Origin of the sequence: Candidatus Pelagibacter sp. HIMB1587, assembly GCF_052047775.1 — a bacterium.
Taxonomy (GTDB): Bacteria; Pseudomonadota; Alphaproteobacteria; order Pelagibacterales; family Pelagibacteraceae; genus Pelagibacter.
In genome coordinates this window covers 76,216-91,929 of sequence record NZ_JBNAJJ010000001.1, presented here as the reverse complement: position 1 = coordinate 91,929, position 15,714 = coordinate 76,216, and the positions used below count along the sequence as shown (strand labels likewise).

Here is a 15,714-nt window from a genome sequence, read left to right as displayed (position 1 = left end):
TTATGAAATATTTATTTTTGTAAAGTACTTATAAAGTTTTTTAGGTTTAATTAAAGAACTTGGAAAATTTTTATTGTTTGGTGCATCTGGGTAGTGTTGCGTTTCTAAACAAACCCCCTGGTATGGAGCAAGTTTATTTTTATATCTCAAACCTTGACTAGTATAGAGCTGTACTCCAGGAAGATTTGAATAAAAGTCTAATTGGATATTAGTTTTTTTATTTTTTAAAGAGGCTAAATAATTTTTAGAATTTTTTTTAATACAATAAGTTAAATCAAATCCCAATTGATTGATTGTATTAGATACTCTCTTTATTTTTTTGTTTTTAATAATGTCTATTTTTTTTCCAATATTTTGAAACTTATTAAAATCATTAATAGTATTTTTAACTTTTTTAATTTTACCAGTTGGGATTAATTTATTAGTTACTTCAAGATATTTTTCAGAGTTAATTTTTAAATCATGATTGAAAATTGTCTCTTTTTTACTCTTATTCAAGTTCCAATAACTATGATTGGTTAAACTCACATGAGTTAATTCGCTTGATTTATATTGATATTTTATAAATAAGCTTTTGTTTTTGATTTCAAAAATACACTCTGAATTTAAGTCCCCTGGGAAACCTTGGTCTAAATTTTTAGATAACAATTGATAGATAATTTTATTTTTTGAATGATGTTTAATTTTCCATTCTAATCTATCAAATCCTATTTTTCCTCCATGAAGTGTATTTCTTCCTTCGTTGCCTTCAAGTTTATAAATCTTATTTTTAATCTTAAATCTTGAATTTGAAATTCTGCCTGCGTACCTGCCGCAAGTAGCGCCCACATAAAAATTCTTACTGCCATAATTTTTTGTAGGACCTAGGTTTAAGATTAAATTAATTTTCCTTTGCTTGTCATAAACTTCATATAAACAAGCACCAATATTAATTGACTTAACTTTTAAATACTTACTTTCTATCGTTGAACTTTGTATTTTCACAAAGTCTCTTATAGCCAACCTTTATCAACGATGTAAGATTGATTTGTGCAACCAGAAGACTGTTCTGATGAAAAAAACAAAACAGTTTGCGCAAGCTCATGAGGCATTAGTTTCTCTTTTAAACATTGGTTTTTCATCAAATCTTTTTCGGATTCTTCGTTTAACCACATATCAATTTGTCTTTGTGTTAAGACCCACCCTGGGACTACTGAGTTAACTCTAATATTAAATTCTCCTAAATCTCTAGCGAATGACCTTGTTAAACCAACTACTCCAGATTTCGCGGCTGTATAAGCTGCCATACCACCTTGTCCAACCATCCAAGATGCTGAACCCATATTAACAATTACACCACCTTTATTTTCAATCATTGATTTTTTTACTGATTGAACTGTGAAAAAATAATGTCTTAAGTTTACATTTATTCTCTCATTCCAGTATTCTTCTGTAACATCATCAATTTTATGTCTTGTGTCATTAGCAGCATTATTGATTAAAATATCAATTGGACCTTTTTGATCTATGATGTCTGCAATTGTCTTTTGAAGTTGTTTTATGTTTAATAAATCACATTCAATAAAAGTTGGTATTGAATATTTTTTATTTTTTATATCTTCAATTAATTTTTCAGATTCTGATACATTAATATCTATAAAGTAAACTTCTGAACCTTGTTCACAAAAATGTTCAACAATTGAAGCACCAATTCCAGATCCTCCACCTGTTATAAATACTCTTTTCTTTTCTAAATCATAATATTTTACTTTCATTTTCTTAATCCTCCACCAGTTATAAATGCTCTTAAATTTTCTAAATAGTGATATTTAAAAATTTTATTAATTAAATAATTTAAATTCTGTTTATTTTAGTACTTATAAAGAATTTAAATTAAAAATATAGAATTTATTTTGCCTTATAGCCCAAACCAATATTATTTATTTTTTTACTTGCATCCATTATTTTTGGATATTCATAATTTAATCCTAAAAGCTGTCGCACTTTTGGATTTGAATTATTTTTAAAATCTTCCGATAAATAAGTAACTAAATCTTCAACTGGTTTTATATACTTTGGAAGAAACTCTATCAGTAATGCTGCTCTTTGGTGATCTGATTTATTTGGTGATGCTCCATGCCAGCAGTTACCATTGAAAAAAACTAAATCACCAGGATTAGCAATCATCTGTTGTTTGTTTGAAAAGTCATCATTTTCATTTGGATAGTGTAGTTTCTTTTGTGATCCTGGTATGTATGCAGTTGCTCCTGATTGTTCTGAACAGATATCTAAAGGTATAGTAGCCTGACAGTTTTGTGCAAATGAACTATTAAGACCCATCGGAAAAGTCTCACTATTATAAAAATCCCAATATGGATAATCGATATGTAGTTCTTGACCTATAGATCCTGGTAACAACCTACTTGCACAGTAAGATCCACAAAAAAACTCTGAACCTAAAAGTTTAGACATTAAGCTAAAAATAATATCATTTGTTATTAATTTGCTGAAAACCTCTCCTTTGCCAAATAGGTTCCATATCCTTTGTTGAAGTTTAATTTTATCAGATGCTTCAGCTTCAGCATTAAAGTGGGTTTCTTTTTGTTCTTGTGTGTCTGCAAAATGATTAACAATCTCTCTTGCTTCTTTGATATCGTTAATATTATATGCATTTTCAATAACGATAACTCCAGATCCATGCATTAATTCGTTTATTGCTTCAGTAATATTAAAATTATCTCTTGAGAATTTACGCATAGATAAATTTTAAGTGAAAAAAAATTAAAAAAAAATAAAAAAAATTATAATTCTAATTCTTTAGCTAGATCGCCAATTTTAGCACCACCCGCCATCAATCTTTTCACATCTTCATTACCTAGTTCTGAAGACAATCCTGAACCAATTACTTCTCCTAAACTTAAAAATGTAAATCGATCAGCTATAAGACGAGCATGAATTTCATTGTGTGTGATAAGTATAATTGCGATGTTTCCTAAATTTTGAACTTTTTTAATTGTCTTTAAAACTTCCATTTGCTGCTTTTGACCTAACGCTGATGTAGGTTCATCTAATATTAATATCTTTGCACCAAAATAAATTGCTCTTGCAATTGCCAATGTTTGTCTTTGTCCACCTGACATTGTTCCAACTGGCTGATTGGGGTTTGCAATATTAATTCCAATTTTAGACATTTCTTCTATTGTTATTCTATCCATCTCATCCATTTGCATTAAACCAAATCCGGCTGGACCTTTTATTATTTCACGTCCAAGAAAAAAATTTCTAGTTACTGATGTTAAAGCGTTGAGTGCTAAATCTTGATAAACTGTTCCAATACCTGCATCAGATGCTTGTCGTGGTGTAGTAAAGTTAACATTTTCTCCATCTACTTTTATTTCTCCACTTGTCATAGGATGAACACCAGATAAAACTTTAATCAAAGTTGATTTTCCAGCACCATTATCACCTAATAATGCATGAACTTCTCCTGGATAAACATCTAACGAAACACCGTTTAAAGCAGTAAATGCTCCAAATTTTTTTACTAAATTTTTTATTTCAATTAATGGTTTTTTATCCATTAGATATTTCCCATAATTCGTTTTCGTATATTCTCATTGGTAAAGGCAGCAGTAACAAGCACTGCTCCAAGGAACACCCTATAGAACGATCCATCAATTCCAGGAATATAAAAGAAAGCTTCTTTTGCAATTCCAAAAATAATTGTTCCTAGAATTATTCCACCTATAGTTCCAAAACCTCCAGTTAATACAACTCCACCAATAACTGCTGCAGCAATTGCCTCTAACTCTTTTAAATTACCTTTAGCTGTATCTGCTGTGTTAACTTCAAATACCTGACATGCAGCAAACATAGTTGCGCAAAATGCAGTAAACATAAATAATGAAATTTTAACTTTATTCGTTGGCACACCATTAGCTTTTGCAGCATTAAGATTTCCACCAGTTGAATAAATCCAGTTACCTGCTTGAGTTTTACTTAAAATTAAATAACAAATGAACGCAATTAGTCCCCAAATCATTAAACAAGAATACATTCCTTTAGCAAAAATGTTTCCAAAGTTATTTACGTTCCAATCTACCGTATAATATAGCCAGTTAAATACTGGTTCCATAATATCGCCACCAAAGAAATTAGCTACAGGTCTTGCAGTAACGATGGTGTCGATATAAGCTTTTGCTATATCGATATCAGTAACAGCTTTTGCTGCAACTTCAGGAACATTAACACCAGCTTCAATTTTCTTTGTCAAAATTTCAACCATTGAGTCATTGCCAGATTTTTTTGCCCCAGCTAATGATTTTTCTAAAGTTGCAATCATCTTTTCAGCATTCATAGCAGTTTTGTAAGCTGCAACTTTTTCGTTAATATATGTTAATCGTTCAGTTAATTTTGCAACCGTGCTAGCTGGCACAGTGCTAAGAATTTCTAATAATTGGTCATTTGGTAAAGATTTAGCCGCGTCTCTTTCCATTTCTCCATGACCTGGTACATTTATAATGTTTTTGATATCTGGTAAATCTGTAACAGTTGTTGATCCGGCAGTTTGATCAGGAGCTTTGTTAAATGCTCTGTATGATACCTCAGTTAATCCTCTTAAGAAAAAAAGTCCACCTAATGTAACGATGAAAGAAGATATTCCACTCTTAACAATTATCCATCCTTGTATCCATCCAAAAGATAATGTCATACATAATGTAATTAATATTGCTAATAATGGAGATACATCTTGAATTTTAAATAATGTAAATCCTTCAAAATGAAAACCTCCCTCGAAAGATATGTAAGGAATAACAACAGCAAAACCCCATTTTAGTATCATTGCCATACAACCACCGGCAAAACCGATCATTGAACCAACAGAAAGATCAAATTCACCTGCAATGATTAACATTCCAGCAGCAAGTGCAACGATCCCTAATTGAGCAATTACCCTAAAATTATTTCTAATTCCTAAAGCGTTAAATCCTTCACCAGAGAAAGGGTTAAGAGAAAATTGTCCTTCTGGAATAGAAAAGTATCCCAACATACAAAAAAGTAAAACCATAACTCCAAAAGGTCCAACTTCTGGTCGAGACATAAATGCAGAGTACCATTTTTTTTCACCTTGTCGGTCTGACTCTTGTCTTGGTTTTTTTGTTGTTGAAGTATTCATTAATTAAAGACTTATTAATTTTGTTAAAAAAAAAGGGCCGATTGAATAATCGACCCTTTAAATTATTACAGACTATCTATCAATACCTGCTAAAGCAGCAACTGAAGAAGCGTTAGACTTGTCAACGAAGCCAGGTCCTGATGGGATGTTAGCTCCTGGTAAAAGTCCAGCACTGTTGTTGTACAAGTGTAATACGATGATTGGCATATAACCTTGTAATCTTTGTTGTTGATCGATAGTGAAAGCAACTCTTCCAGATCCGATTAAATCCATAACTGCAGGACTTAAGTCAAAGCAAGAGTGGTGTACTGTCATACCTAGATCAGCTAAAGCTTTATCAACAGCTTCACACACGTGTGGTCCTACTGAAAGGATCGCATCGATATCGCTGTTAGCTTGTAAAGCAGCAGTTGCTCTAGTTTGAATAGTTGCAGGGTCAGATGTAGTATCAGTCATTTGCATAGGAACAGCTGAACCGTAACCTTCACATCTGTCTACAAGAGCTGTGTTGTATGCTTCTTGAATCATACAAAGTGCTTTAGAAGCACCTTCAACTTTTGCTCTTTCACCAGCTTTTTGACCAGCAAGTAATTCAGGCTGACCAACGTGCATTAAAGCACCTAGGCTAGCAGAAGACTCTAAACCAGAGTTCATTGTAATTACTGGAACACCAGCAGCAACAGCAGCTTTAATAGCTGGGCCTAATGCATCTGGGTCTGGTAAAGAAATCACCATTCCATCTGGTTGAGTAGCTGCAGCAGCTTGAATTGAGCTTGCCATATCAGCCATATCAGCAGAAGGGTTGTAGATATATTCGAAGTCAGCACCGATTGCTCTAGCTGCATCTTCACCACCTTTTTGAACTACAGGCCAAAAAGGATCTTTTCCTTCACCATGAGTAATCATGACGTATCTTTCAGCGAACGCAGAAGTTGCAAATAATGCAAGAGCTGCAATCGAAAGTATAAGTTTTTTCATTATTTCTCCCTTTTTTTAATATTTTTAAATTAATTTAAAAAACGAAATATACCCACTTTGAGTAAAGATCATAACAAAAAATATTAATACAACTTTTAATTGATTTTTTTTTTTAAATTTTTTTTAGCTTCTTTTCTTGTTTTTGAAATTTAGAATTTTTCTAATTTAAATTAAAAACTAATATGTCGCGCTTCTTCCCAATCTTGCAGCACCTCTAACACCACTAGCATCACCATATCTTGGTTTTAAAAAAACACCTTCGTACTCTCTTCCAATTACAAATTTTCGCACCAGTGAATCTATTTCATGCAAGAAATCAATTTCATTTGAAACTCCACCACCAAAAACAAAAGCATCGGGATCTAAAATATTTATTATACTTGAAAGTGACATTGCTAAATTTACTTTAAAATCATCTATAAATCTTTCTGCATCCAAATCATGTTTTCTATTTAATTCAAAAATTTCATTTGTTTTTAAACTTTTTCCATAAAGTTTTTTAAATCTTTTAGCCAAACTTAATCCAGACAAAAAACTCTCAATCTCTGCTTCTCTTGGATTACTAGAGTCGAAATTTTCCTTTTTTGCAGCAAAATAAGGAATTTGATTATGACCCCACTCTCCTGCAACACCATTGGGACCACTTACTATTTTTTTATCAATTACCAAACCTCCCCCAACTCCAGATCCTAAAATAATTCCATAAACAATTTTATAATGCTTCCCTGCTCCATCTATGGACTCTGATAAAGCAAAACAATTTGCATCATTTTCACAAAACACCTCTTTACCTAATGCTTTACGTAAATCATTTTGAAATGGTTTTTTTTCTAACCAACTTATGTTGGGTACATTTTTAACCAAACCTGTTTGAGGAGAGTGAACTCCTGGATGACAAACACCGATTGGAAGCTCTTGTTTAAACTCTTCTTCTAATTTTTTATGAATATCTCTTATTGCAGTAATAATTTTAGTATAATTTTTTGGGCACGCTATTCTAGATCTATGTTTTTCTTGTCCATCTTCTTCAAGTACAACGCTCTCTATCTTTGTTGCGCCAACGTCTATACCTACTTGCATAATGATTAGTATGTTGCTCTACCACCACTTAGATCAAATACTGCAGCTGTTGAGAAAGAGTTTTCTTCACTTGATAACCAAGCAACTAAAGAAGCTAATTCCTCTACTTTAGCAAATTTATTTCTTGGTATTTTTGAAAGCATATAATTTATATGCTCTTCAGTCATTTGATCAAAAATTCTAGTTTTTGCTGCTGCTGGAGTAACGCAGTTTACTGCAATATTTTTTTGTGCAAGTTCTTTTCCTAAAGATTTAGTTAAACCTATAACTCCTGCTTTTGATGTGCTGTAAGCACTTGCATTTGGATTTCCTTCTTTACCTGCAATAGAGGCAATATTAACAATTCTTCCATAATCATTCTTTGCCATAAATGGAACAACTGCTTTGCAACAATAAAAGACTGCATTTAAGTTAAGATTAATAACTTTATTCCACTCTTCTATTGGATACTCTGCAACAGTAGTGTTCATGCCTGCTACACCTGCATTATTAATAAAGATATCAATCTTACCATGTGATTTTTCAACTTCAGATAATTTTGAATTAATTGTTTCATAGTTGCTTACATCAACTATTTGATAAGTTAAATTTTCAGAATTTACCTTTTCTAAAGCTTTTTTAGCTTCTCCTTCATCGATATCCCAAATTACTACTTTAGCACCTGACTCGATAAATCTTTCAGTGATAGCCAATCCAAACCCTTGGGCTCCACCAGTTACAATTGCCACTCTGTTATTTAAATCAAATTTAATCATAGTTTATTTTTTAATTTTTCTAGATCTTATTAATGGAAAAGCTAAAGCAATTAAAGATAAAATAAAGAATGTTAAAGCTATTGGTCTTGTAAAAAACATTAACCAATTTCCATCAAATATAACCAGAGATTGTCTCAAAGTACCTTCAACTAACTCACCTAAAATTAATCCAATTATAACAGGTACAACTGAGAAACCATATCTTCTCATAAAGAAACCAAGCACACCAAAAAATAACATTATCCAAACGTCAATTATAGATTGATTTAATGAATAGGTTCCACAAACTGAAACTGCAAAAATCATTGGCCATAATATTTTATTAGGCACTAAAGTTATTCTTGCAAAAATTTTTGCACCAAAAAAACCAAATATAAAGAACAAAACATTAGCAATAAGCATTGCTCCAAATATTCCATATAAAAAATCAGGTTGCTCTCTAAATAAATCAGGTCCAGGTCTAACCCCATGTATAATTAATCCAGTTAAGATAACAGCTGTTGTTGCACTTCCTGGAATTCCAAGTGCAAGTGTTGGAACCATTGCTCCACCTGTTGCTGCATTATTTGCAGCTTCCGCACCAGCTATACCTTCAATAGATCCTTTTCCAAATTCTTCAGGTTTTTTTGAAAATCTTTTCGCTTCTGAATATCCAATTAAAGAGGCAACTGTTCCACCTTCTGCAGGCAACACTCCAATAAATGAACCAATACCACTAGATCTTAAAATTGTTTTCCAAGTTTTTTTATAATCATCTTTACTTGGAAGTTTAATTGCTTTTAAAGCTATTCTGTTGAATACCTGATTAATTAGAGTTGATTGAGTTAACATCTCACTCATTGCAAATAAACCAACCACTACTGGAATAAAACCAATCCCTTCAGTTAATTCATTAATTCCAAAAGTAAATCGATCAATTGATGTCATAAAATCTTTACCAACTGTTGAAATTAAAATTCCAAATGCACCTGCAATCAAATTCTTAATTGGACTTCCTTCTCCAATTGATGCAAGCATAGTTAAACCAAAGATCGCTAATGCAAAATATTCTGGCTGACCAAATTCATATGCAAGTTGAGCTAATATAGGTGCAAAAAAGACAAGTATAACAACACTAAAAATACCACCAACTGTACTAGAAACAGTAGCCATTCCTAAAGCTCTTCCAGCCTCTCCTTTTTGTGCTAAAGGATAACCATCTAAACAAGTTGCTGCAGCAGCTGGTGTTCCTGGTGTATTAATTAGAACTGCAGTTATTGCACCACCATAAGTACCTGCACAATAAATAGAAGTTAACAATACAATTGCTGACAATGGATCAAGTGTCATTGTGAAAGGTAAAATTAATGCACCACCAGTTGTTGGACCTAAACCAGGTAACACTCCCAAAATTAATCCAAACAATGTACCAAAAAATAAAACTAATAATAGCTTTGAGCTAAATAAAGGAGCCATCATTAATAATAAATTATCCATCTAGCTATAATAAATGTTAGTTATAATTCCAGGAGGAAATCTTAAACCTAAAATTGTTTCAAAGAAAATAAAGACAATCACTGGAAAAATAATTCCAACAAGTAATAAATAAAATATTCTTTTCTCTCCCCAATAATAAGAAACAAAAATAGATAAAACTGAGATTGCTAAAAAGAAATCTAAAGTCTTTGAAATTACTAAAAAAATTACAAAACTTGAAAGTGTTAAAAAGAATGATTTAGGTAATTTTTTTTGAACCTTCCAAGGATTTTTAGTTGCTAAATAATAAATTAATAAAGTCATTACTATTATTAATACCAAAAGTGCTTTTGGAAATGTTGCGGGCTGTATTCCTCTATTCAATATAGGAGGAACAATATCAAAAGTAAAAGTGGTGATTAATAGCGCTACAGATATAAAAATAATTACAAAAGAGACTTTAAATTCGTCTCTAAAAAAAAAGGGCAAACTTTTGTTTGCCCTTTTTTGTTTTTGTACATTCTTCATTTGCAAATGTACTTTTAATTAGATTAGTTTATGTAACCTAAAGCTTTTAGCTGAGCAGTCATTTCAGTAAGCATTTCTTCCATTTGCTTACCCCACTCGTCAGCACCAACTACACTAGTGTCATCAAGACCAATTTCTGTTAAGAAATTTTTGTAATAGTTGTGACCCATTGCTTTAAGCATTCCAGCTTCTAATTGTTTTACTCTATCTGCTGGAGCACCTTTTTTAGTTACAAATCCTCTAACAGTAGATAAAGAAACAGGAATTCCTAATTCCTTAGCTGTTGGAGAGTCTCCAATTTTAGCCATTCTTTCGTTTGCTAATACAACTGATACACAAAGTTTACCTTCGTTGATTTCAGTTAATGCTTCACCTAAGTTTAAAACACCTACATCGATATCACCTTTGATAAGGTTAGTTTTAATTGGTGCTACACCTTTGTAAGCAACAATAGTTGGATCTGTTAATCCACCTTTTTTAGTAAATGCAATTGCACTAACGTCATCAATACCACCAGTGTGTGTTGTTCCATATTTTAGTGATTTTGATTTTTGCGCGCTAATGAATTTCTTAGCATCTTTAATTTCATTGTTACAGTTAACAACAAATAATTGAGGATCGTCTGTTCCTCTTGCTAAAGGCTGCATATCACTTAATTTTACTTTAGTTTTTCCTAAAGCCATTGATACTGCGTGACCAGTAGTCCAAGTTAAAGTGTGGTTACCATCTGCAGGTAAAGACATCATGTAATCCATAGATGCTGCTCCACCACCACCTTTTTTGTTAACTAACTGCATATCTTGTTTAAGAACTCTTCTTGCTCTTAATAACATCATTCTAGTAGTAACGTCAGTTCCACCACCAAAACCAGCATGAGTAATTGCTTGTATTGGATGTCCATCAGCTTTTGCTGAAGTGATCATTAATGGAAGAGCTACAACAAAAAATTCAGTTACTAAAAAAGCAGCTGCTAAAAATAGTTTAAAGCTTTTTTTCATTATTTCCCTCTTTAGTTTATTTAGTTTTTATATATATAAGTTATATATAAATATATAATCATATTTTAATACAACACGTAAAGTAAAAAATGAGTGAAACAAAAGCTAACATCGCACTTCTACTTGGTGATCCAGCAGGAATAGGACCTGAACTTATTTCAAAATTATTAAGTGAAGAAATAACTAACAAAGCAAATATTGTTGTTATTGGTGAAAGACAGATACTTGAGAGTGGAAATAATGTAACTGGCAACTCTCACCAACTTGAAGTAGTTGAAAATTTTGAACAAATTGATTTTAATAAATCTAATAGATTTCTATTAGATATTTCAAAAGGAAAAAACCATAAATACAAAATAGCTGAACCTTCAAAAGAATCAGGCGAAAGCGTTTTGGAGGCTTTAGATTTAGCATTAACTCTTGCTAAAGAAAAAAAAATTGATGCAATTAATTTTGCTCCAATGAATAAAACAAGTTTAAAACTTGGAGGAAACACTCATTCAGATGAATTACAATTAATGGCTGAAAAATTAGATGTAAAAAGTTTTTGTTGTGAGTTTAATGTTATAGATAATTTTTGGACTGCAAGAGTAACCTCTCACATTCCAATTAAAGAAGTTGCACAGCACATCACAAAAGAAAATATCTTAAAGCCAATTAAATTAATTAATGAAGTTATGGAATTGAATGGCGTAAAAAATCCTAGAATAGCAGTTCAAGCACTTAACCCACATGCAGAATTTGGTACTGAAGAAAAAGATGAAATTATTCCAGCAATAGAAGAAGCAAAAAAACTTGGATTTGATACAGATGGTCCGTTACCATGTGATACATCTTTTGTAGTTGCATATAAAAATAAAAATCATGATTGTATGGTTGGAATGTACCATGATGCACTTCAGTCTGGACTTAAAGCATTTGGTTTTGACAGAGGAGTTACAGTTCAAGGCGGATTAACAGTTCCTGTAACAACTACTGCACATGGATCTGCGTTTGCAATTGCTGGAAAAAATGAAGCTAATTTAGCTCCAATTTTAAATTCATTTAAAATTGCTTTATCAATGGCTGAAAATAAAAAGAAGTTAAGTTAAGCCTTATATTAAACCAGCATCTACCGTAAAATTTTGTTTAGTGCATCCAGATGAAACATCTGATGCTAGATATAAAACCATTCTTGAGACATCCTCAGGTAATACTTGTTTTTTAAGACACTGTTTATCTAAAATTTCTTTTTTAAATTTTGGATTTAACCATAATTTTGACTGTCTTTTAGTTGCAACCGACCCAGGTGCAATGGAGTTTATTCTAATATTGTGTTGTCCTAAATCTCTAGCTAAAGATTTGGTTAAACCATAAATTGCGGCTTTTGCAGTACTATATGCTGGAAACATTACGGCCCCTCTAATCCAACTAACCGAGCCTAAATTTATTATTGATCCACCTTTATTTTTAATCATACTTTTTTTTACCGCTTGAGTAGCAAAAAAGTAATGCCTCAAATTTATTGCCATTCTGTCGTCCCAGTATTTTTCATTAACTTCTTCAAGAGTATGTCTTTGATCATTAGATGCATTGTTTACTAAAATATCAATTGCTCCTTTTTTTTTTATAATGCTCTGAATTAAAGTTTTGTATTTTTTTATATTTTTAATGTTGCAGATATGAAACGTAGGTATTTTATGTTTTTTCCTCTTAATTTTTGAAATTAATTTTTGAGCTTCTTTTTTATCTATATCAAAAAAATAGACCTCAACACCTTGTTCACAAAGATGTTCAACAATTGATGCGCCGATACCAGATGCTCCGCCCGAAACTAAAGCACGTTTTCCTTTCAAATCAAAATATTCTACTTTCATTTTTATTTTACTTAATAATTTTCTACTTCTTGAAGTAATGGCATTGATGCTGCTGCACCTAATTTTGTTGTTGATATTCCTGCTACTTTATTTGCAAATACTAATGCATCTTTATTTTTTAGGTCATTAGATAATCCAACAACAAAAGCACCATTAAAAGCATCTCCCGCACCAGTAGTATCTACAACATTATTTTTTAATTTACATGCCTCAACAAAATAATCTTCTTTTCCATTAGAATAATAAACACCCTTCTCTCCTAATGTAATTATAATATTTTTAACTCCTTTATTTAAAAACTGTTTAGCAGCTTCTTTAATATCATTTTCTGATTTTATTTTTTTATTTAAATAAAATTCTGCTTCTGTTTCATTTGGAGTAAAATAATCAATTAATTTAAAGTATTCCTCTTCTATTTTTCTTGCAGGCGCTGGATTTAAAATTGTAACACAATTATTTTCTTTAGCTTTACTTAAAGCATAAAGTGTCACTTGCTCTGGAGTTTCTAATTGAGTAAGAAAAATTTTTGAATTTTTTATGGTGTTTAGATTTTGATCTATATCTTCATTATTTAAGTGGGCAGCTGCCCCAGCAACAACATTAATTGCGTTATGACCTTTTTCATCAACCATGATACCCGCAACTCCCGTGGAAAGATTTTTATCCTGGATGATTGAATTTATATTTATTTGAGCCTTTTTATATAATTTTAATGCCATATCGGCATGACTATCCTGGCCAATTTTTGTTATAAAATGTACATCACCTTTTAATCTTGCAGCTGCAATTGCTTGATTAGAGCCTTTACCTCCAGGTCCAACAATATGATTTTTTCCTAAAACTGTTTGACCCTTAACTGGAATTGTCTCACCAAAGAAGCAAAGATCAGCAACAAAAACTCCAAATACACAAATTGAATTCATTATTTTTCAAGAACCCACACATCGCCATTGGGTTTAACTACACCTTTTGTAAAAATAAAACAGCCAAATGGTCTTGTTTCATTAGTAGTTATAATTGCGTAAGCATTTTTTGTTTCTTTATAAAAATTATTTCTTTCTATAGATCCTATTTTCCAATGATCTCCAGATACTTTTTTTGTTGTATCTATAAGTTCTTTGTGGACATCATTTAATTCATTTGGTTTTCCATCAATTTCCATTCTCAAAATTGGATATTCTATAAAACTATCTAAGGGAAAAACTGAAAGAATAGCTTCTGCCGCTCTTGAAGCGTTTACACCATCAATTCGATAAACTCTTTTATTCAAAGAATATGCTGGAAAATTTGAGTCACAAAGTATTAGCTTATCACCATGTCCCATACTGCGTAAGCAGTGTAAAACATCAGGGCTTAGTATTGGATCAATTTTAATTAACATATCCTTATACAACTAAATTAATTTCAATAATTCAATAAATTAATTCAATTACAATAATTAAAATATATAATCATAAAATGTATTTAGGTATCGATCTTGGAACAACATTAATGAAATGTGTTGTTATTGGAGACAATCAAGAAATAATTTGCAAAACCTCTAGCAAAAATATTCCATTATCTAATCTAAAAAGTGGGTGGTCAGAACAAGATCCTAAATCATGGATCATTGCCCTCAATTACTGCATCAAAAAATTAAAAAAAGAAATTAATTTAAAAAATATTAAGTCAATCTCATTTTCTGGACATATGCATGGGGCTACATGTCTTGATAAAAATTATGACGTGATAAGAAAATGTATTTTATGGAATGATACTCGAAGTCATAATGAGTGTAATGATATAATGAATAATAAAAATGTTTTAGATATTGCGGGAAATATTGCAATGCCTGGGTTTACATCTCCAAAAATTTTATGGCTTAAAAATAATGAATTTAAAAACTTCAAATCAATTCACAAATGTTTACTACCTAAAGATTACTTGAGATTTTATATTACTGGAGAATTTTATAGTGACTTGTCTGATGCATCTGGAACATATTGGCTTGATGTAAAAAATAGATCCTGGTCAAAGAAATTATTACAAACTACTTTTATGAGTCTTTCTCAAATGCCTATAACTTGTGAAGGGACAGATCAAACTGGAATTGTCAAAAAAGAAATCGCAGAAAAGTACGGTTTTGATTTAAAATGTAAAGTTTATGGAGGTGGAGGAGATAATGCGGCAGCAGCTGTTGGTCTGGGTCTATATGATGAAGGCGATGCATCAATATCTTTAGGTACATCAGGTGTAATATTTGCATCAACAAAAAAATTTTTAAAAAACTATGATGATGCGATTCATTCATTTTGCCATTGTTTACCTAACACATGGCATTTAATGTCTGTTATGTTGTCTTGTACATCTAATATTAATTGGTTTGTTGAAACTTTTAATTCATCTATAGAAGAAATTTCACTAAATCTAAAAAAAGCAATTAAAGCCAAAAATTTAATCAAAAATGCTCCATACTATTTACCTTATTTAACTGGAGAAAGAACGCCTATTAACGACCCTCATGTTCGTGCAAGTTTTAACAATGTTGATATAAGTACAACAAGATCCTCAATGATTTACAGTTTGATAGAAGGAATTTCATTTGCATTAAATGACAACTATCAAGCCCTTATAAAAACAAACATTAAATTAGAAAATCTTTATGTAATTGGAGGAGGTTCAAATAATGAAACTTGGATTAGAATTTTAGCATCTATTCTAAATAAAAATCTTTCAATTACAGAAACTTCAGATTCAATGGCTGCTTATGGAGCAGCAAAAATAGCTTTTTTAGGTTACAATAATCTTGATCACCAAAAAGAACTGAAATCTCCTAAAGTGAAAAAAATTATAAAAAAAGATCCTGAACTTGCTTCTTTGCTTTCATATAGGTTTGATAAATGGAAAAAATTTTATACTAAAACTTAAAA

Annotated in this window: 16 protein-coding genes; 2 read left to right on the top strand and 14 right to left on the bottom strand. The window is 31.2% G+C overall.

Going from position 1 to position 15,714, the window contains the following annotated elements; translation table 11 throughout:
• From ACTTBE_RS00495 to ACTTBE_RS00445, 11 genes are all read right to left on the bottom strand, one after another.
• Positions 1-984 carry an aldose epimerase family protein gene (locus tag ACTTBE_RS00495; protein WP_440652609.1) on the bottom strand — a complete coding sequence of 328 codons (984 nt, stop codon included), beginning with the start codon at positions 982-984 and terminating at the stop codon, positions 1-3.
• A gap of 8 nt (positions 985-992) precedes the next feature.
• On the bottom strand, positions 993-1,754 hold the full coding sequence (locus tag ACTTBE_RS00490; protein ID WP_440652610.1) for an SDR family NAD(P)-dependent oxidoreductase: 762 nt from the start codon (positions 1,752-1,754) through the stop codon (positions 993-995).
• A 133-nt stretch (positions 1,755-1,887) separates the two neighbouring features.
• Positions 1,888-2,736 (bottom strand): phytanoyl-CoA dioxygenase family protein, encoded by an 849-nt coding sequence (locus ACTTBE_RS00485; RefSeq protein ID WP_440676721.1) that lies wholly within the window; start codon positions 2,734-2,736, stop codon positions 1,888-1,890.
• Between the two features lie 44 nt (positions 2,737-2,780).
• Positions 2,781-3,560, bottom strand: a complete 780-nt coding sequence (locus ACTTBE_RS00480; protein ID WP_440654459.1) for an ATP-binding cassette domain-containing protein — start codon at positions 3,558-3,560, stop codon at positions 2,781-2,783.
• Positions 3,560-5,155: an ABC transporter permease gene (locus ACTTBE_RS00475; protein WP_440618598.1), complete on the bottom strand. Its 1,596-nt coding sequence runs from the start codon at positions 5,153-5,155 to the stop codon at positions 3,560-3,562. The genes ACTTBE_RS00480 and ACTTBE_RS00475 overlap by 1 nt, the downstream gene beginning before the upstream one ends.
• Before the next feature lie 72 nt (positions 5,156-5,227).
• Positions 5,228-6,133, bottom strand: coding sequence for a sugar ABC transporter substrate-binding protein (locus ACTTBE_RS00470; protein ID WP_440676720.1), 906 nt, complete (start codon positions 6,131-6,133; stop codon positions 5,228-5,230).
• 177 nt (positions 6,134-6,310) lie between these two features.
• A complete protein-coding gene (locus ACTTBE_RS00465) occupies positions 6,311-7,213 on the bottom strand; it encodes an ROK family protein (RefSeq protein WP_440676719.1) in 903 nt (300 codons plus the stop codon).
• A 5-nt stretch (positions 7,214-7,218) separates the two neighbouring features.
• The gene (locus ACTTBE_RS00460; RefSeq protein WP_262589454.1) at positions 7,219-7,968 is read right to left on the bottom strand and encodes an SDR family NAD(P)-dependent oxidoreductase; all 750 of its coding nucleotides are present in this window, start codon (positions 7,966-7,968) and stop codon (positions 7,219-7,221) included.
• Positions 7,969-7,971: 3 nt separating this feature from the next.
• Positions 7,972-9,444 (bottom strand): tripartite tricarboxylate transporter permease, encoded by a 1,473-nt coding sequence (locus tag ACTTBE_RS00455; protein WP_440633985.1) that lies wholly within the window; start codon positions 9,442-9,444, stop codon positions 7,972-7,974.
• On the bottom strand, positions 9,445-9,951 hold the full coding sequence (locus tag ACTTBE_RS00450) for a tripartite tricarboxylate transporter TctB family protein (protein WP_440654462.1): 507 nt from the start codon (positions 9,949-9,951) through the stop codon (positions 9,445-9,447).
• Positions 9,952-9,974: 23 nt separating this feature from the next.
• Positions 9,975-10,949, bottom strand: coding sequence for a Bug family tripartite tricarboxylate transporter substrate binding protein (locus ACTTBE_RS00445; protein WP_440676718.1), 975 nt, complete (start codon positions 10,947-10,949; stop codon positions 9,975-9,977).
• 89 nt (positions 10,950-11,038) lie between these two features.
• Here ACTTBE_RS00445 and ACTTBE_RS00440 point away from each other — a divergent pair, with 89 nt between their 5' ends.
• A complete protein-coding gene (locus ACTTBE_RS00440; protein WP_440654464.1) occupies positions 11,039-12,040 on the top strand; it encodes a 4-hydroxythreonine-4-phosphate dehydrogenase PdxA in 1,002 nt (333 codons plus the stop codon).
• 3 nt (positions 12,041-12,043) lie between these two features.
• Here ACTTBE_RS00440 and ACTTBE_RS00435 read toward each other — a convergent pair whose 3' ends face one another.
• Genes ACTTBE_RS00435 through ACTTBE_RS00425 form a run of 3 tightly spaced genes read right to left on the bottom strand, consistent with a single transcriptional unit; the run spans position 12,044 to position 14,186 of the window.
• The gene (locus ACTTBE_RS00435; protein ID WP_440654466.1) at positions 12,044-12,805 is read right to left on the bottom strand and encodes an SDR family NAD(P)-dependent oxidoreductase; all 762 of its coding nucleotides are present in this window, start codon (positions 12,803-12,805) and stop codon (positions 12,044-12,046) included.
• 11 nt (positions 12,806-12,816) lie between these two features.
• A complete protein-coding gene (gene rbsK, locus ACTTBE_RS00430) occupies positions 12,817-13,728 on the bottom strand; it encodes a ribokinase (protein WP_440654468.1) in 912 nt (303 codons plus the stop codon).
• A complete protein-coding gene (locus ACTTBE_RS00425) occupies positions 13,728-14,186 on the bottom strand; it encodes an RbsD/FucU family protein (protein WP_440652622.1) in 459 nt (152 codons plus the stop codon). The genes rbsK and ACTTBE_RS00425 overlap by 1 nt, the downstream gene beginning before the upstream one ends.
• A gap of 77 nt (positions 14,187-14,263) precedes the next feature.
• On the opposite strand from ACTTBE_RS00425, the gene xylB reads away from it, so the two are divergent.
• On the top strand, positions 14,264-15,712 hold the full coding sequence (xylB, locus tag ACTTBE_RS00420; protein WP_440676717.1) for a xylulokinase: 1,449 nt from the start codon (positions 14,264-14,266) through the stop codon (positions 15,710-15,712).
• Positions 15,713-15,714 lie beyond the last annotated feature (2 nt).

Bases quoted from the DNA above. Each gene is read 5' to 3' on its own strand.
- rbsK (WP_440654468.1), bottom strand. From the start codon at position 13,728: ATGAATTCAATTTGTGTATTTGGAGTTTTTGTTGCTGATCTTTGCTTC.
- ACTTBE_RS00435 (WP_440654466.1), bottom strand. From the start codon at position 12,805: ATGAAAGTAGAATATTTTGATTTGAAAGGAAAACGTGCTTTAGTTTCG.
- ACTTBE_RS00470 (WP_440676720.1), bottom strand. From the start codon at position 6,133: ATGAAAAAACTTATACTTTCGATTGCAGCTCTTGCATTATTTGCAACT.
- xylB (WP_440676717.1), top strand. From the start codon at position 14,264: ATGTATTTAGGTATCGATCTTGGAACAACATTAATGAAATGTGTTGTT.
- ACTTBE_RS00485 (WP_440676721.1), bottom strand. From the start codon at position 2,736: ATGCGTAAATTCTCAAGAGATAATTTTAATATTACTGAAGCAATAAAC.
- ACTTBE_RS00480 (WP_440654459.1), bottom strand. From the start codon at position 3,560: ATGGATAAAAAACCATTAATTGAAATAAAAAATTTAGTAAAAAAATTT.
- ACTTBE_RS00450 (WP_440654462.1), bottom strand. From the start codon at position 9,951: ATGAAGAATGTACAAAAACAAAAAAGGGCAAACAAAAGTTTGCCCTTT.
- ACTTBE_RS00475 (WP_440618598.1), bottom strand. From the start codon at position 5,155: ATGAATACTTCAACAACAAAAAAACCAAGACAAGAGTCAGACCGACAA.
- ACTTBE_RS00440 (WP_440654464.1), top strand. From the start codon at position 11,039: ATGAGTGAAACAAAAGCTAACATCGCACTTCTACTTGGTGATCCAGCA.
- ACTTBE_RS00425 (WP_440652622.1), bottom strand. From the start codon at position 14,186: ATGTTAATTAAAATTGATCCAATACTAAGCCCTGATGTTTTACACTGC.
- ACTTBE_RS00490 (WP_440652610.1), bottom strand. From the start codon at position 1,754: ATGAAAGTAAAATATTATGATTTAGAAAAGAAAAGAGTATTTATAACA.
- ACTTBE_RS00465 (WP_440676719.1), bottom strand. From the start codon at position 7,213: ATGCAAGTAGGTATAGACGTTGGCGCAACAAAGATAGAGAGCGTTGTA.
- ACTTBE_RS00445 (WP_440676718.1), bottom strand. From the start codon at position 10,949: ATGAAAAAAAGCTTTAAACTATTTTTAGCAGCTGCTTTTTTAGTAACT.
- ACTTBE_RS00460 (WP_262589454.1), bottom strand. From the start codon at position 7,968: ATGATTAAATTTGATTTAAATAACAGAGTGGCAATTGTAACTGGTGGA.
- ACTTBE_RS00455 (WP_440633985.1), bottom strand. From the start codon at position 9,444: ATGGATAATTTATTATTAATGATGGCTCCTTTATTTAGCTCAAAGCTA.